20 protein-coding genes and 1 pseudogene are annotated in these 26,999 nt (G+C 67.4%); 8 read left to right on the forward strand and 13 right to left on the reverse strand.

Features of this window, described 5'->3' with window-relative positions; genetic code table 11:
• Positions 1–88: 88 nt before the first annotated feature.
• Positions 89–310 carry a DUF2188 domain-containing protein gene (locus DFLDMN_RS29330; RefSeq protein ID WP_423199255.1) on the forward strand — a complete coding sequence of 74 codons (222 nt, stop codon included), beginning with the start codon at positions 89–91 and terminating at the stop codon, positions 308–310.
• 64 nt (positions 311–374) lie between these two features.
• Here the strand turns inward: DFLDMN_RS29330 and DFLDMN_RS29335 are convergent, their stop codons facing one another.
• The 4 genes from DFLDMN_RS29335 to DFLDMN_RS29350 form a co-directional block, all read right to left on the reverse strand.
• A complete protein-coding gene (locus DFLDMN_RS29335) occupies positions 375–1,511 on the reverse strand; it encodes a hybrid sensor histidine kinase/response regulator (protein WP_423199256.1) in 1,137 nt (378 codons plus the stop codon).
• An 11-nt stretch (positions 1,512–1,522) separates the two neighbouring features.
• Positions 1,523–2,128, reverse strand: a complete 606-nt coding sequence (locus tag DFLDMN_RS29340) for a chemotaxis protein CheB (RefSeq protein WP_423199257.1) — start codon at positions 2,126–2,128, stop codon at positions 1,523–1,525.
• Between the two features lie 2 nt (positions 2,129–2,130).
• Positions 2,131–2,922 carry a CheR family methyltransferase gene (locus DFLDMN_RS29345; RefSeq protein ID WP_423200609.1) on the reverse strand — a complete coding sequence of 264 codons (792 nt, stop codon included), beginning with the start codon at positions 2,920–2,922 and terminating at the stop codon, positions 2,131–2,133.
• 89 nt (positions 2,923–3,011) lie between these two features.
• Positions 3,012–6,230 (reverse strand): response regulator, encoded by a 3,219-nt coding sequence (locus DFLDMN_RS29350; RefSeq protein ID WP_423199258.1) that lies wholly within the window; start codon positions 6,228–6,230, stop codon positions 3,012–3,014.
• 341 nt (positions 6,231–6,571) lie between these two features.
• Here DFLDMN_RS29350 and DFLDMN_RS29355 point away from each other — a divergent pair, with 341 nt between their 5' ends.
• The gene (locus DFLDMN_RS29355; protein WP_423200610.1) at positions 6,572–7,726 is read left to right on the forward strand and encodes a diguanylate cyclase domain-containing protein; all 1,155 of its coding nucleotides are present in this window, start codon (positions 6,572–6,574) and stop codon (positions 7,724–7,726) included.
• 38 nt (positions 7,727–7,764) lie between these two features.
• Here DFLDMN_RS29355 and DFLDMN_RS29360 read toward each other — a convergent pair whose 3' ends face one another.
• Positions 7,765–8,148, reverse strand: a complete 384-nt coding sequence (locus tag DFLDMN_RS29360) for a hypothetical protein (protein WP_423199259.1) — start codon at positions 8,146–8,148, stop codon at positions 7,765–7,767.
• 443 nt (positions 8,149–8,591) lie between these two features.
• Between DFLDMN_RS29360 and DFLDMN_RS29365 the strand changes: the two genes are divergently transcribed.
• Entirely contained in the window at positions 8,592–10,046 is a 1,455-nt protein-coding gene (locus DFLDMN_RS29365; RefSeq protein WP_423199260.1) for a catalase, read from the forward strand.
• A 140-nt stretch (positions 10,047–10,186) separates the two neighbouring features.
• Positions 10,187–10,729 (forward strand): ankyrin repeat domain-containing protein, encoded by a 543-nt coding sequence (locus DFLDMN_RS29370; RefSeq protein WP_423199261.1) that lies wholly within the window; start codon positions 10,187–10,189, stop codon positions 10,727–10,729.
• Between the two features lie 12 nt (positions 10,730–10,741).
• Here DFLDMN_RS29370 and DFLDMN_RS29375 read toward each other — a convergent pair whose 3' ends face one another.
• Both DFLDMN_RS29375 and DFLDMN_RS29380 read right to left on the reverse strand, forming a co-directional pair.
• A complete protein-coding gene (locus DFLDMN_RS29375) occupies positions 10,742–11,902 on the reverse strand; it encodes a hypothetical protein (protein ID WP_423199262.1) in 1,161 nt (386 codons plus the stop codon).
• A complete protein-coding gene (locus DFLDMN_RS29380) occupies positions 11,899–12,285 on the reverse strand; it encodes a DUF805 domain-containing protein (RefSeq protein WP_423199263.1) in 387 nt (128 codons plus the stop codon). The genes DFLDMN_RS29375 and DFLDMN_RS29380 overlap by 4 nt, the downstream gene beginning before the upstream one ends.
• Positions 12,286–12,627: 342 nt before the next feature.
• On the opposite strand from DFLDMN_RS29380, the pseudogene DFLDMN_RS29385 reads away from it, so the two are divergent.
• Positions 12,628–13,359: pseudogene (locus DFLDMN_RS29385) on the forward strand (YoaK family protein); the annotation flags it as partial.
• Between the two features lie 76 nt (positions 13,360–13,435).
• Here the strand turns inward: DFLDMN_RS29385 and DFLDMN_RS29390 are convergent.
• Positions 13,436–14,194 carry an SDR family oxidoreductase gene (locus tag DFLDMN_RS29390; RefSeq protein ID WP_423199264.1) on the reverse strand — a complete coding sequence of 253 codons (759 nt, stop codon included), beginning with the start codon at positions 14,192–14,194 and terminating at the stop codon, positions 13,436–13,438.
• Between the two features lie 39 nt (positions 14,195–14,233).
• Entirely contained in the window at positions 14,234–16,207 is a 1,974-nt protein-coding gene (locus tag DFLDMN_RS29395; protein WP_423199265.1) for a DUF4153 domain-containing protein, read from the reverse strand.
• Between the two features lie 231 nt (positions 16,208–16,438).
• Here DFLDMN_RS29395 and DFLDMN_RS29400 point away from each other — a divergent pair, with 231 nt between their 5' ends.
• The 3 genes from DFLDMN_RS29400 (at position 16,439) to DFLDMN_RS29410 (ending at position 20,076) form a co-directional block, all read left to right on the forward strand.
• Entirely contained in the window at positions 16,439–17,902 is a 1,464-nt protein-coding gene (locus DFLDMN_RS29400) for an MFS transporter (protein ID WP_423200611.1), read from the forward strand.
• A 139-nt stretch (positions 17,903–18,041) separates the two neighbouring features.
• Positions 18,042–18,902, forward strand: a complete 861-nt coding sequence (locus DFLDMN_RS29405) for an oxidoreductase (protein WP_423199266.1) — start codon at positions 18,042–18,044, stop codon at positions 18,900–18,902.
• Positions 18,903–19,092: 190 nt separating this feature from the next.
• Positions 19,093–20,076: a LysR family transcriptional regulator gene (locus tag DFLDMN_RS29410; RefSeq protein ID WP_423199267.1), complete on the forward strand. Its 984-nt coding sequence runs from the start codon at positions 19,093–19,095 to the stop codon at positions 20,074–20,076.
• A gap of 186 nt (positions 20,077–20,262) precedes the next feature.
• Here the strand turns inward: DFLDMN_RS29410 and DFLDMN_RS29415 are convergent, their stop codons facing one another.
• The 4 genes from DFLDMN_RS29415 to DFLDMN_RS29430 form a co-directional block, all read right to left on the reverse strand.
• Positions 20,263–21,249 carry a Bug family tripartite tricarboxylate transporter substrate binding protein gene (locus DFLDMN_RS29415; RefSeq protein WP_423199268.1) on the reverse strand — a complete coding sequence of 329 codons (987 nt, stop codon included), beginning with the start codon at positions 21,247–21,249 and terminating at the stop codon, positions 20,263–20,265.
• Positions 21,250–21,363: 114 nt separating this feature from the next.
• Positions 21,364–22,995: a hydantoinase B/oxoprolinase family protein gene (locus DFLDMN_RS29420; protein ID WP_423199269.1), complete on the reverse strand. Its 1,632-nt coding sequence runs from the start codon at positions 22,993–22,995 to the stop codon at positions 21,364–21,366.
• Positions 22,992–25,091 carry a hydantoinase/oxoprolinase family protein gene (locus DFLDMN_RS29425; protein WP_423199270.1) on the reverse strand — a complete coding sequence of 700 codons (2,100 nt, stop codon included), beginning with the start codon at positions 25,089–25,091 and terminating at the stop codon, positions 22,992–22,994. The genes DFLDMN_RS29420 and DFLDMN_RS29425 overlap by 4 nt, the downstream gene beginning before the upstream one ends.
• Before the next feature lie 436 nt (positions 25,092–25,527).
• On the reverse strand, positions 25,528–26,955 hold the full coding sequence (locus DFLDMN_RS29430) for an aldehyde dehydrogenase family protein (RefSeq protein WP_423199271.1): 1,428 nt from the start codon (positions 26,953–26,955) through the stop codon (positions 25,528–25,530).
• Positions 26,956–26,999 lie beyond the last annotated feature (44 nt).

Genomic DNA, 26,999 nt, shown 5'->3' on the forward strand with positions numbered 1-26,999 from the left:
TGGTGGCCGTCGCGCGTGTCAGACGGCGCCGGATGGTCGCGCGCCGCCCAGTGCCCATAATGAAAGCATCACGCTCAAGGAGATGAACATGCAAGCGAACCTTCATGTGGTGCCGCACGGCACCGGTTGGGACGTCATACACGAGGGGTCGCGCTATGCCGAGTCCCACCACGAGAACCAGGACGAAGCGATTGCCGCAGGCACCGAGCGGGCACGCCGCGAACAGGTGGAACTGCTGATTCACGGCCGCGACGGGCAGATCCGCTCGCGCAACAGCTACGGGCACGATCCGCGGCACGTGATGGGGTAAACGGCACTGGATGGGGTCAGCGCCACGCGATGGGCGGCAATGCCTCGCCGCCCGCGCCGCACAGTCAGGACGCTGCCGCGCCACGGCGCGGCAGCGTCACGGTGAACGTCGTGCCGCCTCCCTCCTGCGCGCCGGAGCTTGCCTCGACCTTGCCGCCATGCAGCGTCACGAGTTCGCGCGTGATGTAGAGGCCCAGCCCCAGCCCCTGCGAATTCGCCCCACCCCCGCCCTGCGCGGCGGCCAGGCCCGATCCGCCCGAGCGGAACGCCTCGAAGATATGCGGCAGGACCGCGGCGTCGATCGTGCCGCGATTGCTGACCGCCACCACCACGCTGGCCGCCTGCCCGCCATCGACGCGAACCGTGATCGGCGTCTCGGGCTCGCCATGATGCAGCGCGTTGCCGATCAGGTTGGTCATGACCTGCGCCAGCAGGTCGGGGTCGACGCTGGCCTCGGTATTGCCGGTGGCTTCCAGCGCAATGCGCCCCTTGCCATGCGACACCTCGCACTCGTCGACCACCGCGGCGCAGATCGCGCGCACGTCGGCAGGCTGCGGATTGAGGTGGACCCGGCCGCCGTGCAGCCGTGCCACATGCAGCAGCTGGTCGACCATGCGCGCCATGCGTTCGCCGCTGCGCTGAATGCGATCGGTGGCCGGACGCAGTTTTTCCTCGCCACCGAAGCGTCCCAGGAACGATGCCGAGGCGATGATCGCCGAGAGCGGCGTACGCAGATCGTGCGCCAGCACCGCCATCAGCATCTCGTTGGTCTTGAGCAGTTGCTCGGCGGTCTTGAGCTGTTCGGCCAGTTGCTGCTTCTGGCGCGCCAGCTGCACGAACACATCGACCTTGGCGGCGAGCACCCGCGCATCGATCGGCTTGAACAGAAAATCCACCGCACCAGACGCGTAGCCGCGAAACGCGCGCTGGCTGTCCTCGCCCGCGGCGGTCAGGAACAGGATGGGTATATGACTGGTGCGCTTGCTGCCTCGCATGAGCTCGGCCAGCTCGAAACCGTCCATCTCGGGCATGTGAACGTCGAGGATGGCAAGGCCGAATTCGTGCTCGAGCAACAGCTCGAGCGCCTGCGCGCCCGAGTTCGCATGGACGATCTCGACATCCGGCTTGGCCAGTACGGCGTCGAGCGCCGTCAGGTTGCTGGCAATGTCGTCGACGGCAAGGATCTTGATGGGAGGTGACATGGGGGTCGTACTCAACAGAAAGCAAGGCGCAGTGCCTGGCCGATCTCGGCCAGCGGCATGATGCGATCGGCCGCGCCGTGCGCGATCGCCTCCTGGGGCATGGTCGCGACGGCGGCGCTGTCGGGCGACTGCACCCAGGTCTCGCCGCCACCGGCACGGATGGCATGGAGGCCCCGGGTGCCGTCGTCATTGGCGCCCGACAGCAGGATCCCGAGCACCTGTTCGCGCCACGCCACGGCCGCGGATTCGAACAACACGTCGATCGAGGGCCGCGAATACCGCACCGGCGGCGCGACGGACAACGAGAAGCAGGCATCCGGCGCGTCAGCGTCGTCACGCTCGATCAGCAGATGGTAGTCCGGCGGCGCGGTATAGATGTTACCGGGCAGGATCGGCATCTTGTCCTCCGCCTCGCATACCGGCAAGGCGCAGCGCCCGGCAAACAGCTCGGGCAACAGGCTCGGCGTGCCCGGCAGCAGGTGCATGACGACGATCACGCGCGCCCGGCACGGCACGCTCAAGTGCGGCAGCAACCTGCCGAGCGCCTCCACGCCACCGGCGGACGCACCGATCACCACCGATTGCGCGGCACGCGGACAGGGCAGCGTCGTGGTCATGGTCATAGCTTGCGGTAAAGCCGCTCGCGCGCGTCGACGGTTTCGAACTCGCCGGCATGGCTGCTGAAGTGCAGGCTTTCCTTGCTGCCAAGGCCGAGGAATCCGCGCCGCGCGAGCGCATCGTGAAACAGACCGATCGCGCGATCCTGCAACGCACGGTCGAAGTAGATCAGCACATTGCGGCAGGAGATCAGCTGCGCCTCCTGGAACACGCTATCGGTGGCAAGGCTGTGATCGGCAAACACCGACTGGCGGATCAGGCCAGCGCTGAACTTGGCCTTGCCGTAGGCAGCGTGATAGTAGTCCGAGAGCGAACGGCGCCCGCCCGCGGCGAGATAGTTGTCCCCGAACGCGCGCAGGCGGCCCACATCGTAGACGCCGGCGCGAGCGGCCGCGAGCGCTTCCGGATTGATGTCGGTGGCATAGAACACCGTGCGCGACGCCAGGCCTTCTTCCTCGAACAGGATCGCGAGCGACCACAGTTCCTCGCCCGTGCTGCAGCCCGCCACCCACACGTTGACCGAGGGATAGGTCTGCAGCACCGGCACCACGTGCTCGCGAATTGCACGGAAGTAGCTCGGATCGCGAAACATTTCGCTGACCTGCACGGTCAGGTATTGCAGCAGGCGTGCGAACATCGCGCTGTCGCGCAGCATGCGGTCCTGCAGCTGCGACAGCGTGGCCACGCCGAAATCCACCAGTGCCTGCTGCAGGCGGCGCCGCACGGACGCGCGTGCGTAGCGACGAAAATCGTGCTGGTACTGGCGGAAGATAGCCTCCAGCAGCAGCTCCATCTCGATCTCGAAGATGGCATCGGGCAACTGCGCCGAGGCCAGACCGTCGTCGTTTGTGGGAGGGGTCACGGGCGCGTTCTCGCGCGCTTTCAGTTTGCGTGCAACCATACGCGACACAGGGAAAGCAGTTTGTCTACGTCGATGGGCTTGGCGATGTAGTCGTTGGCACCGGCCTGCAGGCACGCCTCGCGGTCCGACGGCATGGCCTTGGCGGTCAGCGCGATGATCGGCAGGCGGGCGTGGTTCGGCATCTGGCGGATCTGCCGCATCGCGGTAATGCCATCCATCTCCGGCATCATGATGTCCATCAGCACGAGGTCGATATCGTCGTGCCGGCGCAGCACATCGAGTGCCTCGCGGCCGCTGCGCGCGATTTCCACCGAGGCGCCGAGCGGCTCCAGCACGCGCGACAGCGCAAAGATATTGCGCGCATCGTCCTCGACCACCAGCAGCTTGCGGCCATCGAAGGCATCGTCGCGACTGCGCGCGGCGCGCAGCATGCGCTGGTGCTCGGGCGGCAGCAGCGACTCGACGCTATGCAGGAACAGCGTGACCTCGTCGAGCAGGCGCTCGGGCGAGCGCGCCCCCTTGATGATGATGGACTTGGAATGGCGACGCAGGCGCTGCTCGTCCTCGGCGGACAGCTGGCGCCCCGTATAGACGATCACCGGCGGCATGGCATGGGCCTCGTCGGCAGCCATGCCGGCCAGCAGGTCGTGGCCGGTCCCGTCCGGCAGCACCATGTCCATGACCACGCAGTCGAAGCGCTGCTGCGCGAGCGCCGCGCGCGCCTGTGCCACCGTGCCGGCGGTCTCGATCTCCACTTCGAGCGAGCGCAGCAACGCGCGGATGCTTTCGCGCAGGGTGGCATCGTCCTCGATCACGAGCACGCGCCGCACGCCCTGCGCCATGCGCGCCTCGAGCCCGCGGATCGCCTCGGCCAGTTGCTCGCGTCCGCTCGGCTTGAAGGTGTAGCCAACCGCGCCCCGATGCAGCGCGGCCTCGGCGTGGTCGCTGACCGAGATCAGGTGGGTCGGGATATGACGCGTGGCGGGATCGTGCTTGAGCCAGTCGAGCAGCGTCAGCCCCGACTGGTCGGGCAATGCCACGTCGAGCAGGATGCCGCACGGCTGGTGCTCGCGCGCGAGTTCCAGCCCCTGGCTCGAGGTGGTGGCGTGGATGCAGTCGAAATCGAGTTCGTGCGCCAGCGTGTAGAGAATGCCGGCAAAGGCGATATCGTCCTCGACCACGAGGATCAGGCGGTTGCCGCGCGACCGTTGCGCGCGGTCGTCGGCGATCGGCTCGGGCCACACCTGCGCATTCGACGCCGCGGGGGGCGCGGGGGGCGCGGCGGCGGCCGCTGCCATCGAACGCAACGCAGATGCCGTCGACGACGTGGAGGTCGGGAACGACGCGGCCGAAGCGACCGGTGCCAGCGCGGGCGACTGGGCCGGAGCGGGGCCTGGCACCGGATCCGGCGCCGGGGTCACCAGCCCGGCCTGGGTCGCGAGGTCAGCCACCAGCGTGCGCGGCACAGTCAGCGAGAACACGCTGCCCTGTCCGGGCTCGCTCGCCACGGCAATGGCACCCCCGAGCAGGCGCGCCAGCTCGCGCGAGATCGACAGGCCCAGGCCGGTGCCGCCATAGCGCCGGCTGGTGGTGCCATCGCCCTGCTGGAAAGCTTCGAAAATGACCTGTTGCTTGTCGCGCGGAATGCCGATACCGGTATCGCGTACCTCGAAGCGCAGCGCGTCGTCCCCCTGCGCCGCCAGCGCCAGTGTCACGCCACCCTCGTCGGTGAACTTGAACGCGTTGGAGAGCAGGTTCTTGAGCACCTGTTGCAGGCGCTGGCTGTCGGTGACGATGCGCTCGGGCAGGCCCGGCAGGAACTCCACACGCAGCGCCAGGCGCTTCTGCTCGGCCACCGGACGGAACATCTGCTCCAGCGTTTGCGCAAAGGCGGCCAGGTCGACCGCTTCCGGCTCGATCGTCAGGTGTCCGGCCTCGATCTTGGACAGGTCGAGGATATCGTTGATCAGATTCAGCAGGTCGGTATTGGCCGAATGAATCGTCGCCGCATAGCGCACCTGCTCCTCGGTCAGCGTGCCCTCGCGGTTTTCCTGCAGTAGCTTGGCCAGGATCAGCGCGCTGTTGAGCGGTGTGCGCAACTCGTGCGACATGTTGGCCAGGAACTCGCTCTTGTACTGGTTGGAGCGCTCCAGCGCGCGCGCATTGGCAGCCAGCTCGGCCTGGAACGTCAGCATCTCGCGCTTCTGCGCTTCCAGGCGCTGCGTGTGTTCCTCCAGCTGGACATTGGTCTGCTCCAGCTCGGCCTGCTGCGCCTCGAGCCGGGCCTGCGACTCCATCAGCGCGCGGCCGCGCTCTTCGAGCTCCTCGTTGGAGACCCGCAATTCCTCCTGCTGGACCTGCAGCACCTCGCTCTGGCGTTGGGTCTCGCCCAGCAACTGCTCCAGCCGGCTGCGATAAACCGCGGCGCGCAGCATCATGCCGACCGATTCGCCGATGCGCTCGAGCAACTCCACCACGTCGGCGGTTTCGTGCTGCCGCGACGTAAAGCCGAGCTCGACCACGCCGATGGCCTCGCCTTCGGCGGTCAGCGGCGCGGCCACGATCTCGCTGGGTCCGGTGCGGCCCAGCGCGGAAGCCACCGGCAGATAATCGGCCGGCAATCCACCCACCGCGATCACGCGGCATTCGGCCGCCGCCTGGCCGGCGAGCGTCTCGCCGGCCGCCAGCACCTCGGGCGCGCGGCTGGCGTCGGCCAGTGCCCAACCGGCCAGGCGCCGCAGCTGGTTGCCCTCGCAGCGGTAGACCACGCCCACCTGCGCGTCGAGCGTCTGCGCGAGCGCGCGCACGAGCGCATCGCCCATATTGCCGGCCGACTGCGGGTTGCGCACGGCCTGGAGCACCCGGACCTGCGCCTGATGCACCCACACATTGCGCTGCACCGCCATCCGCGAGGTGGTGTAGCGGTACACCACCAGCGCCAGGAACCACACGATCACGAAGCCGACCCCGCGATTGGTCAGGGCCATCACGGGCGACACGCCCGACGACGACAGGAAGTAGCCGGCGATCAGCAGTACGGAGGTGCCCGCCGCCGTCAGCAGCGGCAGGCGCGGACTGTCCGCGAACAGGGTCAGGCAGACCGGCACGAGGTAGAACAGCCACGCCGCCACGCCCAGCGGGGTCAGTGCGTCAGCGAAGAAGACGACCGCCAGTGCGACCGGCACGACGATCGTGCCGATCAGGAAACGATGAAACGAGGTCTGTCGCATACCGATCATTGCGATCTTGGAGAGGGGGGCAGGGAGGGCGGGCAAGGCACGGGCCGGCCCGCTGGCAAAAGGCGTTCCATCCTACCGTGGCTGTCGGCGTCCGGCTGTCGGTGTCGCGCCGACACGTGGCGCGGTGCGGCGTGCCCCGGCCGACCGACGCCCCCGCCGGCTGCCTCCGCCGGCTGCCCCTTCCTGCCACCCTTCCTGCCACCCTTCCTGCCACCCTTCGTACCACCCTTCGTGCGACCCTTCCGGCCACCCCTCCCCGATCGCGATACCCCACTTCAGGCCACGGGCTTTTTCGTCACGCTCTGGCAGAATGCCGGCAAATGACGCAACCGTACTCGCCCATGTTCCTGTCGCCCCGGGTCTATTCCTCCCCGCGCTGGCGCCTGACGCGCTGGATCGCGGATCCGGGGCGCGACGTCACGCCGGAAATCCGGGAAGCGCTGGTCGGCAGTCTGTTTGGCACGCTGTCCATCTTCTATGGCGGCATGCTGAACACCGTGCTGGTGGCGCTCGTGATCTCGCTGCACCTGCGCACCATGCCGTTCTATGTGTGGCTGGGGGCCGAGATCGCCATCTGCCTGGCCCGTATCGTCGTCATGACGATGGCACGCCGCGCCGGCCTGGCGCGGCAGGCAACGCCCACCGATGTGCATATCCTGCTGGCGCTGGCATGGGCCGGCAGCGTCGGCGGTGGGACCTACCTGTGCGTGACGCAGGGCGACTGGCTGTCCGCGGCCATGGCCTGTCTGTCGGCGGCGGCGATGTGCGGCGGCATCTGTTTCCGCAACTACGGCGCGCCGCGCATGACCACGCTGATGATCCTGTTCAGCCTGGGCCCCACCTGCGTGGGCGCGCTGGTCGCCGGCGAACCGCTGTTCCTGCTGACCCTGCTGCAGTTGCCGGTCTACGTCATGAGCATGTCGAGCGCGTCATTCCGCATGAATGCGATGGTGGTGGCGACCATGCGCTCCGAGCGCGAGAACGCCCATCGTGCGCGCCACGACTCGCTGACCGGCCTGCTGAACCGCGCGAGCCTGATCGCGGAGATTCGCGAGGCCAGCGCCGCGCGCATGGCGGCCGGACGCTTCCTGACACTGCTTTACCTCGATCTTGACGGTTTCAAGCCGATCAACGACTCGTACGGCCACGGCTGTGGCGACGAACTGCTGGTGCGGGTGGGCGAACGCCTGCGCGACGCGGTGCCCGGCCGTGGCCAGGTCTACCGGATCGGTGGGGACGAATTCGTGATCATGCTGCGCAACGAAAGCCGCGACAGCGTGCAGGCGCTGGCACAGCAGTTGCTGCGCGAGATCAGCGCGCCCTACGCGCTCTCGGGCGGACTCCATGTCCGGCTTGGGGTCAGCATCGGGATTGCCCATGTCCGCCCCGAGGGGCATAGCGCGGACGCCATCCTCAATATGGCCGACCGCGCGCTCTACATGGCCAAGGCCCAGGGCAAGGGGCGCTATCACTTTACCGCCGCCGGGCAGGAATAAGCCCGACGCGCGGGCAATTCGACCCCGGGGTGGCGCAGCTACGCCTGCGGCGGCAGCAGGGTTCCGGTCAGATAGGCGTGCAGCCGCGACAGCTCCTGCGCGATGCCGCCCGGGAAGCCCTGGCGGTCGCCGCGCCGGTCGATCAGCAGGTCGGCCAGGTACGCCAGCAGCGCCGCCTCGTTGCCCGCCAGCACCGCAACCTGGTTACCGATGCGCGGGTAGGCATGGAACAGTTCCAGCGGCCTGGCCTCGGGCGGGAGTTCGCGCAGCCACCTGAGCGCGGGCGCCGCCAGCTTCTGCGGCACCAGCGTCTGCGGGTCACGCAGCCCGGACCAGTCGAGCTCGGCCTGCGCGGGCGGGTCACCGTCCAGGATCCGCCTGGCTTCCTCGACGCTTACGAACTCGAATGAGATGGGGTCCATGCTGCGGCTTCCGCTAGGGCTATCAGATCGTGACGCCTATTCTATCGGTGATCTGCCTGCGCCCTGAAGCACGCAGTCACGTTGCCGGGACGGAAACCCGACGTTTCCGTCCCGGTGTCCGCGATCGCGGCGCGCGCGCGCCGACCTCCCGCATATATTGACAATTCAGGACACGCTCTGACGAATTCGGACACTCAACGCGATGACACCGTGCGAATATGGAAACGTTCGCCATAATCGATCGTCGAGCAGAAACACTGACGCAATCTCCTATCGAAACAATAAAGCAATTCGATATGACTTGCCGCATCTGATCTGCCATAGTTCACACGAACTCTCGCCGGGGAGCTACACACCGGTAACCGCCGCGGGCAGCATCCGCGGAGCCTCCACAAAGACAGGCATGGCTCACCGATGGCATGCCACGCATCAAGGAAAACGTCATGAGTAAATTAACCACTGCCTTCGGCGCACCCGTACCCGATAACCAGAATATCCAGACCGCCGGCCCGAACGGTCCCGCGTTGCTCCAGGACGTCTGGTTCCTCGAGAAGATGGCGCACTTCGACCGCGAGGTGATTCCCGAGCGCCGCATGCACGCCAAGGGCTCGGGCGCCTTCGGCACGTTCACGGTGACCAACGACATCACGCGTTACACGCGCGCGAAGCTGTTCTCCGAGGTGGGCAAGAAGACCGAACTGTTCGCGCGCTTCTCGACCGTTGCTGGCGAGCGTGGCGCCGCCGACGCGGAACGCGATATCCGCGGCTTTGCCGTGAAGTTCTACACCGAGGAAGGCAACTGGGATCTGGTCGGCAACAACACGCCGGTCTTCTTCATCAAGGACCCGCTCAAGTTCCCGGACCTGAACCACGTGGTCAAGCGCGATCCCCGCACCGGCCTGCGCAGCGCCGAGAGCAACTGGGACTGGTGGACGCAGTCGCCCGAGTCGTTCCACCAGGTGACGTACGTGATGGGCGATCGCGGCATTCCGCGTTCGTTCCGCCATATGCACGGTTTTGGCAGCCACACCTATAGCTTCATCAGCGCGCAGCAGGAGCGCTTCTGGGTGAAATTCCACTTTGTCTCGCAGCAAGGCATCGAGAACCTGACCGACCAGGAAGCCGCCGAACTGGTCGGCCGGGACCGCGAGTCGAGCCATCGCGACCTGTTCGAGGCCATCGAGCGCCGCGAATTCCCGCGCTGGACGCTCAAGGTGCAGATCATGCCGGAAAGCGACGCCGGCAAGTACCACATCAACCCGTTCGACCTGACCAAGGTGTGGCCGCACAAGGACTATCCGCTGATCGAGGTCGGCGTGATGGAACTGAACCGCAATCCGGAGAACTTCTTCGCCGACGTCGAGCAATCGTCGTTCGCGCCGTCGACCATCGTGCCGGGCATCGGCTTCTCGCCGGACAAGATGCTGCAAGGCCGGCTGTTCTCGTACGGCGATGCGGCGCGCTATCGCCTGACCGTCAATCACTTCCAGATCCCGGTGAACGCCCCGCGCGCGGCAAAGCACGTGAACTTCTACCATCGCGACGGCGTGATGCGTGTGGATGGCAACTTCGGCGGCCGCATTGGCTACGAGCCGAACACGCGTGGCGAATGGCAGGAGCAGCCGGACTTCCGCGAGCCGCCGCTGACGCTGGAAGGCGCCGCCGACCACTGGAACCATCGCGTGGACGACGACTACTTCTCGCAGGCCGGCGACCTGTTCCGCCTGATGCCGAAGGACGCGCAGCAACGCCTGTTCGACAACACGGCGCGCGCGATGGCCGGTGTCTCGCGCCCGATCAAGGACCTGCACATCAAGCACTGCACGCAGGCCGATCCGGCCTACGGTGCTGGCGTCGCAGCCGCGATCGAGAAGCTCGACGCCCAGAGCCGCAAGTAAGACGGACGAAGGCAGCGCTCCCCGCTGCCTTGCGCCTGGTACACCGCGCGCCCGCCCGGCGGGGGCGCGGTACCGCAAGACCGACCGCACGATGGCAAGATCGCGCGACCGGGAGACCGCAGGACTGACAGGAAACCCTCATGGACCACGCACCGCAAACCCAGGACGACGACGACGCGCGCATGCTGGAGAAAATGCGCGAGGTATTCGCGCTGGCGCGCAGCGGGGATGCGCAGACCTTGATGGCGCTGCTCGAACGTGGGCTGCCGCCGAACCTGCGCAACGAGAAGGGCGACAGTCTGGTGATGCTGGCGAGCTACTACGGACATGTGGACGTGGTGCGCGCGCTGCTCGCGCGTGGCGCCAATCCCGACCTGCGCAACGATGCCGGCCAGACGCCGCTCGCCGGCGCCGCGTTCAAGGGCTTCCGCGAGGTCATCGAGGTGCTGCTCGCCCATGGCGCCGACGTCGAGGGCGCCTCGCCCGATGGGCGCACCGCGCTGATGACCGCCGCCATGTTCAACCGCACCGAGATCGTCGACCTGCTGATTGCGCATGGCGCCAATCCCGACGCGCGCGACAGCCGTGGCATGACCGCCGCCGATGCGGCCGCGTTCATGGGCGCGGGCGGGACCGGCGCCCGGCTCGCGGGCGACGGCGTGCCGCCGCCCACCCGTCACTAAGACACCAGGCCGCTAGTAGTCGAAGACGCGCTCGACCGCGACCGCATGCGCATCGAGCGTGCGCAAGGTCGGCGCGAGGTTGGCCACCGATGTCGAGAGCGCGACGCGCTTGGTCTCCGGCGCGACCGGCACCGGTGCCTCGACCATTACGGTTACCTTGTCGTCCGCGGGCTGCCATGCGCGCGGCGCCAGCACGCTCAGCACGACTTCGGCGCGATTGCCGGCGATCTCGGCGAAGTTTGCCCCGGCGGTGGCCAACGCGGTGATCGCCGCGCGGTCCTGGCGCGGCACCAGCACGTTGCCGTTCGCCAGGCGGCTGACGCCTTTCAGGAAGCCCAGGTCCGCGCCTGGTGCCGGCAGCTTGTCGAGCACAATGGCGGTTTCGGTTGCGGTCCCGGTTGCGGTCTGGATCGCGGCGGCGCCGTCGCGCGCCGCATTTGCCTGCGGCCGCATCCGCACGACCTGGCGCGCGGTCCAGCCGGCCGCGCCCTTGATGCCATATTCGAGGCTCAGCACGAGCCGGCGCTCCCACTTGCGCAGCATGTCGTCACCGAGCCAGTCGGTGTCGCGCCACAGCGCCTGCAGGCGTCCCGCATAGTCGAAGCCATACCACGGCGCGCCGCGCACGAAGTCGCCATATTCCCGCGCCACCTGCATCGCGAAGCGATCTTCGTCGGTGGTGCCATGGCTGCAGGTGGCGGCGGTCAGGCGTCCGACGGTGGTCTCGTACGCGGCCTTGGCCACGTACTCCACCGTCTTGCCGGTGCCCACCAGCAGCGTGGCCGCACGATGGGTGGCATGGTCGGGCACTTGCGCAGCGGTGCGGAAGCTCGACCAGAACTGGCCGATGGCGGGAAAGTACGGAAATTCGGCGGGCGACTGCACCGCGATGAAGCGCGCGTATTCTTGCGAGTCCGCGGCCAGGTACCAGTCCGGCAGCGCCAGCCAGGTGGCCTCGGCCGGGCGCCGGTATGCGGCTGGCGTGGCGGTGGCCGACATCGTGGTGGATGCCGTGGTGGACGCAGTGGTGGACATGGTGGTCGCCGCCGTCGACGCCCTGGACTCGGCGCCGCCGGCATGCCAGGGCGCCAGGGCCGGCACGATGCCCAGCAGCGTTCCCGCGACCACCGCGCGCGCCGGACGGGAGACGAGCCTCGCTGCGATCGTCCTCACCGGATCACGAGGTAGCCCAGCTTGGGCCGGGCGGGATCCGGGCCAAAGCGGTTGGGGTCGGGCGAGCCACGGCGCAGCGCCATCACGTAGAAGAGCGCGAGCGGCCCGATCAGCGGCACCAGCAGCCAGAACCAGCGCGCCCCGGTGGCACCGCGGTCGTGCAGGCGGCGCGTACCGGTCACGCCGAAGAAGACGACCGCCACCACGGCAAACGCGAGCTCCACCAGATGACACGCACGCTCGGCCACGGCGGCATCGAGCATGCCGTGCACAGCCGAAGTGGCCGCCCACAACAGCACGAAATACAGCGCCCAGAACGCCAGGCTGGCGAGCCAGAAGGCGCGGCGTGTCATGCGGCCATGCGGGGAGAGCAACGATTTCATAGCGGGAGCGCAAGCGAGGGATCTATCGCGACATACCGTTTCACATCGGCAAAATCGGCGCCATCTTTACATGGTTCCGTCAAAATGCCATCTTGCCAGCGCCAGCCCTCGTCGCCGCCATACAACAGCCGCACGGGCGCGCATGGGAAAATCGCCGCGCGCCATCGTGCGGCGCGCACAATGAAGTCAGTATCTGCTTTCGCTGCTTTCGTTGCTTTCGTTGCTTTCGCTATCGTGGCTTTGCGCGGGCGTCCAGGCCCGCCTGGACCTCGCCGGGATCTCGCCTGAGAGTCGACATGGAAGCCATGGAGTGGAGAATCAAGCGGGCATCAGAGGACCATCATGCCGATTCACTACCTGCGCAGGCTTACCAGCCGCGAGCGCTCCACGGCCGCCAACCAGCATCTGGGCCTGTCGCTGGCCTTCGTGGCGGGGGCGACCAACGCGGGCGGCTTCCTCGCGGTCCAGCAATATACGTCGCACATGACCGGCATCGTGTCCCATATCGCCGATGAACTGGCCGTGGGCGAGGTCATGGCGGTCGGCGCCGGGTTCGGTGCCGTCTTCTGCTTTCTGGCCGGCGCGTCGTGCAGCGCGGTCATGGTCAACTGGGCGCGCCGCCAGGGCCTGCAGAGCGAATTCGCGGCACCGTTGATGGTCGAATCGATCCTGCTGCTCTGCTTTGGCCTGCTCGGCCACGCGTTTATCGGTCACAACTGGATGTTCGTGCCGGCAACCGTCGCGATCCTCTGCTTCATCATGGGCCTGCAGAATGCCGTGGTGACCAAGGTGTCGCGCGCGGAAATCCGCACCACCCATATCACCGGCATCGTGACCGACCTCGGCATCGAGCTCGGCAAGCTGTTCTACTGGAACGTGGCGATACACGGCGACAAGGTGGTAGCCAACCGCGCGCGGTTGCGGCTGCTGTCGTCGCTGCTGGCGATGTTCTTCCTGGGCGGGGTGGCTGGTGCGCTCGGCTTCAAGCACATCGGTTTTGTCTCGACCATACCGCTCGCGCTGCTGGTGTTCCTGCTGGCGGCGGTACCCGTCTTCGACGACGTCTGGCGCCGCGTGCGCGGCCGCTACTAGGCGACCACCCTGCCATGGCGTGCCGTGCCATGCCATGGCGTGCGGCGGGGTGCCGCGCTCAGCCGCGGCCCACGAACGGCATCTTGGTGGCCATTACGGTCATGAACTGCACATTGGCCTCGAGCGGCAGGCTGGCCATATGGAGCACCGCATTGGCGACATGCGCCACGTCGATCAGCGGCTCCGGACGGATCTCCCCATCCGCCTGCGGCACGCCGCGCGCCATGCGCGAGGCCATGTCGGTGCCGGCGTTGCCAATATCGATCTGCCCGCAGGCAATGTCATAGGCGCGGCCATCGAGCGACAGGCTCTTGGTCAGGCCGGTGATCGCATGCTTGGTGGCGGTGTACGGGGCGGTGTTGGGTCGCGGCGCATGCGCCGAGATCGAGCCATTGTTGATGATGCGGCCGCCGCGCGGGTCCTGCGTCTTCATCAGCGCGAACGCTGCGCGGGCGCACAGGAACGAGCCGGTCAGATTGGTGTCGACCACCGCCTTCCATTGCGCGACGGATAGCTCGTCGATCGGGATACCGGGCGCATTGACGCCGGCGTTGTTGAACAGCACGTCGAGCCTGCCATAGGCGTCGCGAATGCGCGCGAACAGGTGCTCGACCGATGCAGCGTCGCTGACATCGCACTGGACGGCGAGCGCATCGTGGCCGTCGGCCCTGGCCTGTGCCACGAGCGCCTCGAGCGAGGCCGCCGTGCGGCCGGCAAAGACCACGCGATACCCAGCGCCAAGCATCGCCTGTGCCACGGCCTTGCCGATGCCACGGGCGGCGCCCGTGACCAGTGCCACTTTTCCTGCCTGGTTCATGCGGTGATCTCCAGTATCCCGGTTGCGCGCGCGTGGTGGTTACCTGCCCGCTGCATGGGGTGTTGCGTTCGGGGTTGCGTTCGGGGTTGCATTTGGGCCGGCGGGCGTGGCGGGTACCGGAGCCAGCGTTGGGTCCGGTGCCGCGACCGGCGCCGAAGCCGGGGCCGGGGCCGGCGCCAGTACCGTCGCGGCGCCAGCGGCGGCCGGCGTCATCGGACACGTCGGCAGCGCGGCATCGGACGGCAGCAGCCGCACCACCTGCCCGCCCACCTCGATCTGCGGCAACGCCTGCGGCACCGGCGCATAGGTGCCGCGCGCGAGCCCGTCGCGAATGCCATCGCCGCATTCGGGGCGATAGTGGAAGCGCGCCGCCAGCTGCCAGACGCCCGCGGCGTCCTGGGCAAACACATGCGCGGTGGTCGCGCGATGCTCCATCAGCACGACGTTGGGGCTGCGTGCGGGAATGAAGTCGACGACAAAGGCATCGCAGCGCGTGGTGCGCGCCCCCAGGCAACCGGGTAGCGTGCGCCGCTGCGTACCATCGCCCCACGCATTGGCAAAGAACGAGGCCGGCACGGGTCGATCGGGCGTGCGCTGGTCGATCAGGTGCGCGATGGCCTCCGGTCCCGGCAGCTCCGGCGCCGGCCGCTGCTGCCCCGCCTGGTTGGCCAACTGCCGGATGGCCACGGCATTGGGCCCCTCGGCCTGCGTGCGCAGCGCAGCCAGCGCCTCGCGGCCATAGCGCCCGGCGCCGCTGCGCAGGTACTCGAAGTCGAACCGGTCCGGCGCCACGCGCCCGGACTGCAGGCGCGCCACCTGACTGTGCACCGCCAGCCGCGCGGGATCGGCCAGCGGTGTGAACAGCGCCACCAGCACCAGCACCGTCACGCAGGCGGCCAGCACATTGGTCGAGGCGATGCGCATCATGCCGGCATTGCGTTCGAGCGCCGCCCACGGATATCCCACCGCATAGCACGCGGCCACCAGCAACGCTGCCATCGTCAGCACGCGGCGCTCGGTCAGGCCGTACTGCTGGATGCGCAGCGCCAGCGCGTAGGCGGCAATCGCCACCAGCGGCACCAGGATCAGGCAGGCAGCCGCCGTGGCCAGGCGCAGCACGCGCGGCACCGGCCCCTCGGCCAGCCCGCTCTTGTACACCGCGTTGATCAGGATTACCAGTAGCGCGGCAGCGCCGAGCAATAATGTGGCCGCCGAACGCGTGGCCCATAGCGGTGCCAGCCCCTTGACGGCCAGCGTGGCAAGAAACGCTAGCAGCAGGATCACCAGCAGCGGCAATACCCACGACAGCAGCGTCAGCACCAGCGTGCGCACGCCGCGCACGAACTCGTCGCGCACGTCGGTGATATGCAGGCCCGCCGCGAACGCCATGGCCAGCACCGGAATGTTGAACCAGGCCTGCTGCAGCAGGCTTTCGAGAAACCTCAGCCCAAGCAGCTGGAACAGTTCCGCGCCGATCCACAGCACGAGATACAGCACACCGGCAAACAGCACGCCGAGGTTGCCCTGGATGCCGAGCTTCCAGCTGATGCGGAAATAGGCGGGATAGGGCGCCAGGTAGGTGCCCGCAGTATCCGCGGCCACCACCAGCGCATAGGCGATGAACATGATGACCGCCCCCACCATGCCGATATGCGCGGACGGATAACGCGCGCGTGCCACCCCCAGGCCAGCCGGGTCGATATGGCGCCAGGCATCGTGATAACCGAGCATGGCCACCACGGCTGCCAGCGCCACGCACCAGAACACCAGCCGGGCCGCGCGCAGCTGCGAAAATCCGAGAATTGCCACGGGTGGCATCAGCAGCGCGGCGAGCAACATCGGGGCGAATATGTAATCGCGCGCCAGCGCGGTATGTTCCTGTGCCGCGCGATAGAGCGAATAGAGCAGAATGCCCTGCCCGGCGCCGACCAGTATGCGACCGACAAATAATGCCCTCTCCCGCTGCCGCGCTTCCCTGCTGGTCGACCCCGCCATCGATGTATACATCGTCATTCCTGTTATTGCTGTTATTGGTATGGAAGTGGTATGGGCTGGAAATGCTACGCCATGATAATTCAGATAATCGTACCGCCGCATCTAAACATATAACCACAAAGCATTTTGTCGAGGCCTCATGTCTGCGTAGTATCTGGCCTTTTCCATATTCGGGGCAGGTGCGCTCGGGCCGTGCCCGCACCGCCTCACCTCGATCCGTTTCTCCTGCCCTTTCATCACCGGTACTACATGTCTGCCGACCTCGCCCTCACTCCCGGCGCCGCCGAGGCCACTTCGGCCACCTCGACGCAACACAAGGCCACCATCCGCTCCGCCGCGGACGTGGCGCGGCTCGTCAACGAAGGCGGTGCCGCCGTCAACAATGCGCGCATGGTGGTTGCCATTGCGCTGGGCGGCGTGTTCCTCGACGCCTACGACCTCGGCGCCCTGGCCTTCGGCCTCAAGGACGTCACGCGTGAATTCGGCCTGACGCCGGCCGGCACCGGCATGGTGGCGTCCGCCATTACGTTCGGCGCGATCGTCGGCGCCTTCCTGGGCGGCTACTTCACCGACCGCATCGGCCGCTACCGCGTCTTCATGGCGGACATGCTGTTCTTCGTGGTGGCCGCCATCGCGTGCGCACTGGCGCCTAACGAATATGTCCTGGCCGGCGCCCGCTTCGTGATGGGCCTCGGCGTAGGCATCGACCTGCCGGTGGCGATGGCCTTCCTGGCGGAGTTCTCCAAGCTTCAGGGCAAGGGCAACAAGGCCGCGCGGGTGGCCATGTGGTGCCCCACCTGGTATGCGGCCATCTGCGTCTCGTACCTGCTGGTGCTGCTGTGCTACTCGGCGCTGCCGGAGTCGCATGGCGGCCTGCTGTGGCGCATCATCCTGGGCTTTGGCGCGGTGCCGGCGCTGATCATCATTGCCGTGCGCAGCCGCTACATGAGCGAATCGCCGGTGTGGGCCGCCAACCAGGGCGATCTCCAGGGTGCCGCGCGCATCCTGCGGCGTTCGTACGGCATCGACGCCGTGGTGGCGCCCGACGCCGTGGCGACGCCGCCCAAGCGTCCGGCCGCGTGGGGCAACTATGCGGTGCTGCTGCAGGGCGTCTACGCGCGGCGCACGGTACTCGCCACCATCATGTCGATCGCGTCCTCGTTTGCGTACAACGCGGTGGCATTCGGCCTGCCCGTGATCATCGCAAGCTTCCTCGCCCAGTCGATGCTGACCACCATCCTGGTGTCGCTCGCGCTGAACCTGCTGTTCGCCTTTGTCGGCGGACTGATCGGCGTGCACCTGGTGCCGAAGACCGGTGCCTGGAAGCTGACCACGGTCGGCTACGCGTTCCAGCTGGCCGCGCTGATCGGTCTGGCGCTGATCGGCAAGCCGCACGGCGGCGGTGAGGTGGTCGGCGCCATCGCATGTCTCGCGGTCTTCCTGCTGGGCCAGGGCTTCGGGCCCGGTGCGCACACCATGACCTATGCGTCGCTGAGCTATCCGACCTCGCTGCGCGGCGTCGGCGTGGGCCTCAACCAGACCCTGATGCGTGCCAGCTCGACCGTGTCGCTGTTTCTGTTTCCGGTGCTGGCCGCCGCACTCAGCACCAAGGTGTTCTGGGTGATCGCACTGGCGCCGCTGGTCGGCCTGCTGGCGCTGCTGGCCATCCGTTGGGAACCCGCCAACTACGACGTGGACGCGGAAGACTTCTGATGTGGATTAGCAACCAGTAGTTGCTATTCATCCAATTCCAACGACCATTGTTTGTTGAAGGGCCGCTGCCTACCATGGCTCTCAACGGTGACCGATTCACCGGCACCGGCCCTCAACGAACATCTCAAGGAGTTGGATCATGTCGCAAGCGAATACCTCGAAAGTCTGGTTTGTTACCGGCGCCTCGCGCGGCTTTGGCGCGCTGATCGTGCGCGATGCGCTGCAACGCGGCGATCGCGTGGTCGCCACCGCGCGCAATCCGCGGCAGGTCATCGACGCGCTGGGCGAGCATCCCAACCTGCTCGCGGTCAAGCTTGACGTGACGCAGGAGGCCGATGCCGTTGCGGCCGTCGCGCAGGCGGTCGCCCGCTTCGGCCGCATCGACGTGCTGGTCAACAACGCCGGCTTTGGCGTACTCGGCGCGGTCGAGGAAACCAGCATCGAGGAAGCGAAGCGCCTGTTCGATACCAATGTCTTCGGCCTGCTGGCGGTCTCGCGCGCGGTGCTGCCGCAGATGCGCCGGCAACGCAGTGGCCATGTCATCAATATCTCCTCGCTCGGCGGCTATTCCGGCTACTTCGGCTGGGGCGTGTACGGCTCCACCAAGTTCGCGGTGGAAGGCATCACCGAAGCGATGTCGCAGGAACTGGCCCCGCTCGGCATTCACGTCACGGTGGTGGAGCCCGGTTTCTTCCGCACCGACTTCCTCAACGACAACTCGCTGGTCTCCACCGCCGCGCGCATCGACGACTACGCCGACACGGTGGGCAAGATGCGCGCGCTCGCCAGCGAGCTCAACCACAAACAGCCCGGCGATCCGCAGAAGTTCGCGCGCGCCGTGCTGACGCTGGCCGACGCCGCCAACCCGCCGCTGCGCCTGCCGCTCGGCACCGATGCCATCGCGCGCATTGAACACAAGCACAGCTTCGTGGAGGGCGAGCTCGCGGCATGGCGCACACTGGCCGTGTCCACCGATCACGACGACGTGGCGGTGGCATAAAGGCCTTCGGGGCCGCCCCTCGCGGCCCCGCCAGGACGCCATTGCGTCCCCACCGCAGTGCCACCGCGGCAACCACCGTGGCGCGCGGTGGGGGCGGTCTGGCGAACCGCGCCCGGGTGAACAATCGCGCTTGATCGATCGCCGCGACAAATATATGCTGGACGTCACCGATTCAGCCCTGCCCCCCGCCATGACCCGCAACATCTCGCTTCGGCATCTGCGCTCGTTCGTCGAGGTGGCGAATTCCGGCTCCTTCACCACCGCCGCGGCGCGCCTGTTCGTCACCCAATCCGCGCTCACGGCCACCATCCAGCAATTCGAGGAATCGGTCGGACTCAAGCTGTTCGACCGCAACACGCGTCGCGTGGCGATGACACAGGAAGCGCTGCGCTTCAAGATCGAGGCCGACAAGATCCTGCGCGATTTCGACAGCGCGATCTCCGATCTGCAGTCGTTTGCCGAAGGACAGAAGGGCCATATCCGCATCGCCGCCGCCGCATCGGTGATCTACCAGTTCCTGGTGCGCGCCGTGGCGACGTTCCGTCGGCAGTATCCCAACGTTACCTTCACGCTGCGCGATGCCGGTGCGGAACAGGTGGAGCAGATGGTGCTCGACGGCGATCTCGACTTCGCCATCACGAGCCGCCACAAGGGCATGGACGAGCTCAGCTATACGCCGCTGCTGCAGGATCGCTATGGCGTGGTGTGCCGCGCCGACCATCCGCTGGCGCAACGGAAGGGACCGCTACGCTGGGAGGCGCTCGACCCGGACGGCTTTGTCGCGTTCACGGCGGATACCGGCATCGGCACGTTCCTGCGCGAGCATGCGGGCGACTGGCCTGTGTTCCGCGGCGAGCATGACGAGATCTCGAGCACTACCTCGCTGTTTGCGGTGCTGGCCGAAGGCGCCAGCTACTCGATCGTGCCGGCCCTGTCGGCCAAGGCGTCCGGCTTTACCAACCTCACCTATCGCGAACTCGGCGCGCCGGTGCTGTCGCGCGAGATCTGCCTGATCACGCGGCGGCTGCGCTCGCTGTCGCCAAGCTCACAACGCATGCTGGAAGTCATCATGGAAACAATCCGCGGCCAGGCGCTGCCGGATGGCGTGTCGATCATCGGCACACCGGAAGCGGCCGGCGCTAGCCGCCGGCGCACGCGCGCACGCAACAGGTAGGCGGCGCCAGGTGCGCGACCTCAGGTAGGCGACCTCAGGTATGCGACATCAGGTAGACGGCCTCAGGTAGGCGACATCAGGTAGGCGACATCCGGCAGGCGGGGCGCACAAGGTCGCTGCCGGGCGCCCTTGAAGGTCGGGCCGGGCAAGGCGAGCCGCGCTCGCCATCCCCTGCCAGCGCGGCACTCAATCGAGGCTGATGCCGGCCTCGTCGATCACCTGCTTCCACTTCTTCGCTTCCGTGCGCATGGTGTCGGCAAGCTTCTGCGGCGAGCCGCCAGCGACGTCGAAGCCCATGCCGGTCAGCTTGTCGCGCACGGACTTGTCCTGCAGCGCATCGTCGAACGCCTTGTTCAGCCTGGTCACGATCGGCTGCGGCGTGGCCTTCGGCGCGAGGAACGCATACCAGCCGACCAGTTCATACCCAGGCACGCCCGACTCGGCCACAGTGGGAATCTGTGGCGCGTTGGGCGTCTGCTTCGCGGTGGTCACCGCGAGCGCACGGAGCTTGCCTTCTTTCACGAACGGCATTGCCTCGGGCAGGATCGCGAACATCAGCGAGGTCTGTCCGCCGATCAGGTCGGTCAGGGCAGGAGCGCCGCCCTTGTAGGGCACATGATTCATCTGCACGCCAGCCATGCGCTTGTAGAGCTCGCCGCCCAGATGCGCGGGCGTGCCGTTGCCCGACGACGCGTAGCTGGTGCCGGGATGGGCCTTCAGGTACGCGGTGAGCTCCTGCATCGTCTTCACCGGCACCGATGGATTCACGACCACCAGACTGGCCAGCGTGGTAGCCAGAATGATCGGCGCGAAGTCGCGCTGCGGATCGTATGGCAACTGTTTGTACAGACCCGGATTGGCGGCGAGCGCGGTCGACGTGCCCAGGAACAGCGTATAGCCATCGGCCGGAGACTTGGCCACATAGCTTGCACCGATATTGCCGCTTGCACCGGGACGGTTCTCGACGATGACCGGCTGCCCCAGCTGGTCGCCGATCTTCTGGCCGAGCAGGCGGGCCAGCACATCGGTCGATCCGCCTGCGGGGTACGGCACAACGATGCGGATCGGTCTGGACGGATAGCCCGCTTCCACGGCATCGGCCGCATGCGCGGCCCCCACGGCGACGGCGAATAGCGAGACAGCAACTGACAACGTCTTGGCAATGCGATGCATGGCAACTTCTCCACCGGTACGTTGCGGCGCCCGGATGTTATGTTGAGGCACGATCCCGTGCCATGGGAACTCACACGATGCGAGACCGCATTCGTCGAGCAAGAACCGTGCGGGCTATGCGCGCGCGTAACCGTGCAGGCGATCGTGCGCAATGCGTGCCGCATCGCGTGCGGCAGCGCGGCCATAACCGCCACCGCCAGGCGTGCGCAGAATGACCTCGTCGCCCGGATTCAGCACATGCGGTACACGCGCATCGATCGCGGTGCCGTTGATCAGCACTTCACCGCATGCGCCCGCCTCGCCGGCGCCGAGACCCGGTGCCGGCACGCGCAGGCGCTCGGTGAGAAACACGATCGACAGCGGCTTGCTGTGACGACTCACGAAGCAGATCTCCTCCCCGAGACCGCCGCGATACTCGCCGGCACCCCCCGACCCTTCGCGCAATGCCTTGTACCTGAAGAAGAGCGGTGCATCCCGTTCGGCCACTTCCACCGGCGTCGGCGAAATATTGCTCGGCCATGACATCACCGATGCACCATCCTTGCCCGCGGTCGCACCAAGACCGCCGTTATAGAACAGCACCGTCGCAAACGGCCGGCCATCGTCGCGCGTGCCACTGAGATTGGCGATCCACAACGGCGACCCCGCGCCGGCCATGACACGTTCGGGCAGTACCTGGTACATGGCGCCAAAGATCACGATCGGCACGTAGTGGCCGGTGCAGGCGCGGCCGCCGACCGGTGCCGGCGCGCGTGGATTGAGGATCGACCCTTCCGGCGCGACCGCGCGAATCGGCCGGAACAGGCCATCGTTGTTCGGCAGGTCCGGCAGCAGCAGGCACTTGATGGCATACGCGGTCATCGCGCTGGTATAAGCCAGCACGCAGTTGATGCCGCGCGGCTGCTGCGGCGACGTTCCCGCGAAATCGCATTCGATCTCGCCCGCGCGGATGCGTACCGCCACTTCGTACACGAACGGCGCGCCGAAGCCGTCGGTCTCCATGGTGTAGCGGTACTCGCCCTCGGGCAGGCGCGCGATGGCTTCGCGCATCGCCGCTTCGCTGCGCTCGAACAGCGCCCGGGCCAGATCGTCGATGCCGGGCAGCGCGTATTCGGTGAGGATCTCCTCGAGCCGCCCCGCGATCAGCTCCACCGCGCCGACCTGCGACCAGATATCGCCAACGGTCTGCTCGGGCGTACGCACATTGGTGCGGATCAGGCGCAACAGCGTCTCGTCGGCCTGCCCTTCGCGCAGCAGCGGCATCAGCGGAATATGAAATCCTTCCTCGAACAGTTCGCGTGCATCGACCGAACGGATCTTGCCGCCGATATCGGGCACGTGACCCGCGGTCGCGGCGAATGCCACCAGGCGCCCATCGTGGAACAGCGGCTTGACCAGGCACACGTCGTTGAGATGACCGGTGCCGATCCACGGATTGTTGGTGATGTAGATATCGCCAGGCCGCATGCTGTCGGCACCCACCTGCGCAATGGTGGCGCGCACCGTGCGCGGCAGCGTGCCGATAAACGACGGGATGCTGCCGCTGTTCTCCGCAAGCGCGCGGCCGGCGGAATCGGTCACCACGACGGCGAAGTCGTTGGCCTCGGTCGAGAGCGTCGAGAACGACGTGCGTACGATCAGCTTGGCGGCCTCGTTCACGACCGAACGCACGCGCGTCCAGAACACTTCGAGGAAGATGGGGTCCGTGGCCACGGCGCCACGGGCTTGAGAGGTGTTGCCGGTCATGCTGCCTGCTCCTCGATACGGATCACGAGATTGCCACTTGCGAGTTGTTCCACCTGGCCGCGCGGGCCGACCACCAGCGTCGAGCCGGTGTCCTCGATCAGCAACGGTCCCGCCGCGGTAAAGCCTACCGGCAGCGCGGCACGCTCGAACACGGGGGTAAGCACGTAGCCGTCCGACTCCCTGAAGTAGACTTCGCGGCGGCTGGTGGGCGCTACCTGCGCACCCTGGCCGGGCGCCTCCGGTTCAAAGCGCTCGCGCGGCGGCGCTTCGCCGGTCACGCGCAACGTCACCAGCTCCACGGGAACGTCGGGCGGCGTGCGGCCGAACTTCTCGCGATAGCCGCTCTCGAAGGCGGCGATCAGCGCGGCGCGGACTTCCGCCTCCGCGCCCCGGGTATAGGGGCCGTCCGGCAGCCGCACCGAGAGGTTGAAGCCCTGCCCGGCAAAGCGGCCGTCGGCATGGCGCACGAGCGCCACCGGGCCGAAGGTCTGCATCAACGGTTCGAGCGCGGCGCGCGCCTGTGACTCCAGGTCGGCGAAGGCCTGCTCGATGGTGGCAAGCGAATCGGTGGCGGGGCGGAAACTCGCCGTGCGCGAGCGGTCGGCACGCGCGGGCGATACCAGCAGACCATAGGCCGACGCCACGCCCGCGGCCGGCGGACACAGGATCGTGCGCACGCCAATCTTCTGTGCCACGTAGTACGCGTGCAAGGGGCCCCCACCACCCGTGCACAGCAGCACGAAGTCGCGTGGATCGCGCCCACGCTCGGCCACATGCACGCGCGCGGCGCCGGCCATGTTCTCGGCGACGATATCGTGGATACCCCAGGCCACGCCGGTGACGTCGCGCCCGAGCCTGGCGCCGGCCGCACCCAGTGCGTGCGCAGCCTTGTCGACGCTGATCTTCATCGTGCCGCCGGCGAAGTAGTCGGGATTCAGGTAACCCAGCACGAGGTTGGCATCGGTCACGGTGGGATCGGTGCCGCCAAGGTCGTAGCAGGCGGGGCCGGGCTCGGAGCCCGCGCTCTGCGGGCCCACCTTGAGCAGGCCCAGCTGGTCCTGATGGGCGATGCTGCCGCCGCCCGCGCCGATCTCGATCAGGTCGATGGTGGTGATGCGGATCGGCAGGCCGCTGCCTTCGGCAAAGCGCTTGCGGCGCGCCGCCTCGAAGCCGAACGTGATCGACGGCTTGCCGTCCTCGACCAGACACAGCTTGGCAGTGGTGCCGCCCATGTCGAAGGCGAGCAGGTCCGGCTGCGCATCGCGCAGGCTGTAGTGCGCGGCCGAGATGGCGCCGGCGGCGGGGCCTGATTCGAGCAGTTCGATCGGATTGCGCTTGGCCTCGTCGATATGGGACAAGCCGCCGTTGGACAGCATCATCAGCACGCCCGCATGCAGGCCCAACGCCTGCAGCCGGCCTTCCAGCGCATCGAGGTAGCGCGTGGCCAGCGGCTTGATATACGCATTGGCCACGGTGGTCGAGTTGCGCTCGAACTCCCGGATCACCGGCGCCACGTCGGAAGACAGCGTGACGTGCAGCGCAGGACAGGCACGCTCGATCCAACCGCGCACGAGACGCTCGTGCGCCGGTGCGGCGTAGGCGTGCAGCAGGCAGATCGCGATCGAGTCGACCCCTTGTGTCACCAGCTCGTCCACCACCGCACGCACTTCGGCTTCGTCAGGTGCTTCCACCTCGTTGCCCTGTGCGTCCATGCGGCCGCGAATCTCGGCGCGCAGGTTGCGCGGCACCAGCGCGGGCGCCGGCTCGATGGTCAGGTCATAGAGGTCGTACTTGCGCTCGTGCCCAATCTCGAGCACGTCGCGAAAGCCGCGCGTGGTCAGCAGGCCGGTGGTGCTGCCGCGACGCTCGATCAGCGCATTGGTGAAGAGTGTGGTGGCATGCACCACGCGCGTGACGCGCGCGGGGTCGATGCCATGCGTGCGCAGCAGCTCGCGTACCCCGTCCGCCACGCCCTGGGCCGGATCGCCGTGCGTGGTGAGGACCTTCAGGCTGACCAGCCTGCCAGCCCCGTAGTCCAGTGCCACGACATCCGTGAAGGTGCCGCCAATATCGATGCCTATCGCCCACGCTGTCACTGCTTGCTCCCGCCATGATCAAAGGTTCAGGGCCGATGATAGGGAGCGCGATTGATGATGGCCAATGAGAAATAAAGATCGATTATTCGTTTTGGACGATAGACGGCCTCAGCGCGACGATCCGAAGCATTTCCAGAATCGTCTCATATACGTGAGCCATATCGCGATCCCAGAATGGAGGTTTCCTTGCCGCCCGCTTGCACGATCCCGCGCGCTGCCGGACGAGGCTTTGCGACGATCCTTGCCATGAACGCTGCTGCGAACCCTGCCATGAACCCTGCCATGAACCCTGCTGCGAACCTTCCTGCGAACCTTCCTGTGAACCTTCCTGCGAACCTTGCGAACCTCGCCCTGCATCCTGCGGTGAACCCCGCTGTCATGCAACGCTTCCTGCGCGCCAGCGCCATCTATCTGCGTGTGTCGTGCCCCTTTGCCGCTACACCAGCCGATGCGAGATGCTCTTGACGTGTGTATAGCGGGCAACGCCTTCCAGGCCGGCCTCGCGCCCGTATCCGCTTTCCTTGACGCCGCCCAGCGGCATGCCGGGCATCGCCGCGTCGAAGTGGTTGATCGACAGGCTGCCGACGTCGAGCGCCGCGCCGATGCGATGCGCGGTCGCGGCCGACTGTGTGAAGGCGTAGCCGGCCAGGCGGTCGGGCAGGCTGTTGGCGCGCTCGAGCGCTTCGTCGAGCGTTTGCACGCGCGCGGCCAGGCACAGCGGACCGAACGGCTCCTGGCGCATGGCCCGCGCGTTGTGCGGCACGTCGGCGAGCACGGTGAACGGAAACAGATAGCCAGGGCCGGGCACCCGCATGCCGCCGCACAGGACGCGCGCGCCGCATTCGACGGCATCGCGCACGAGGTCTTCGAGCGCTTCCAGCCGGCGCCGGTTGCTCACCGGGCCCATATCGATATTGCGTTCGGTGGTGGGGCCGACGCGGATGGCCTGGCCATGTCGCGCCAGCGCGGCCACGAACTCGTCGTAGACCGCCGCATGCACGTAACAGCGCGTGGGCGCCATGCAGACCTGTCCGGCATTGTCGAGCTTGGCCTTGACGCAGGCCAGCGCGGCTGCCTCGGGATCGGCATCGGCGCAGATCAGCACCGGCGCGTGGCCGCCGAGCTCCATCATGGCGGGCTTCATCGCTTGCGCGGCCAGGCCCGCCAGATGCCGGCCCGCCGCCGCGGCGCCGGCGAACGTGACGGCGCGCACCACGGGATTGCCGATCAGCCGGGCCGCAATGGTGGCGGGGTCGCCGAACACGAGATTGAGTACGCCGGCGGGCAAACCCGCATCGACGAATGCCTGCGCGAGCATCACGGCCCCGGCCGGTGCTTCTTCCGCGGCCTTGAGCACGATCGCGCAACCGGCGGCCAGGGCACCGCCGACCTTGCGCGCAGGCGCGCCAAGCGGGAAATTCCATGGCGTGAAGGCCGCCACCACACCGATCGGTTCGCGCAGCACCGTCTGTTGCAGGTCCGGGCCGGCCGGCACCACGCGACCGTACAGCCGCATGGCTTCGCTGGCATCCCAGCGCAGCAGCTCCGCCGCGCGCAGCACCTCGGTCCGCGCCTGCGGCAGCGGCTTGCCCTGCTCGGCCGAGACTGCCGCGGCGATATGGTCGAGACGAGCGTCGAGCAGATCCGCCGCGCGCAGCATCACCTCGGCTCGCGCGGCGGGCGGCGTCCGCCGCCACGCTGCCATGCCGCGCGCGGCCGCGGCCGCCACCTCGTCGAGGTCGGTCAGGATCGCGGTCGGCACATGGCCGATCACGGATTCGTCGGACGGGTTGAGGATCGGTCTGCCGGGCGCGTTGCGCCATTGACCGCCGATCAGAAGGCGAATGTCGGGGTAGCCATGCATGTCGGGTCCTATTCTTGTTATTTCGTCAGGAACGAGATGACGCG

It is taken from the genome of Cupriavidus sp. H19C3 (genome assembly GCF_049393815.1).
Classification (GTDB): Bacteria; Pseudomonadota; Gammaproteobacteria; order Burkholderiales; family Burkholderiaceae; genus Cupriavidus.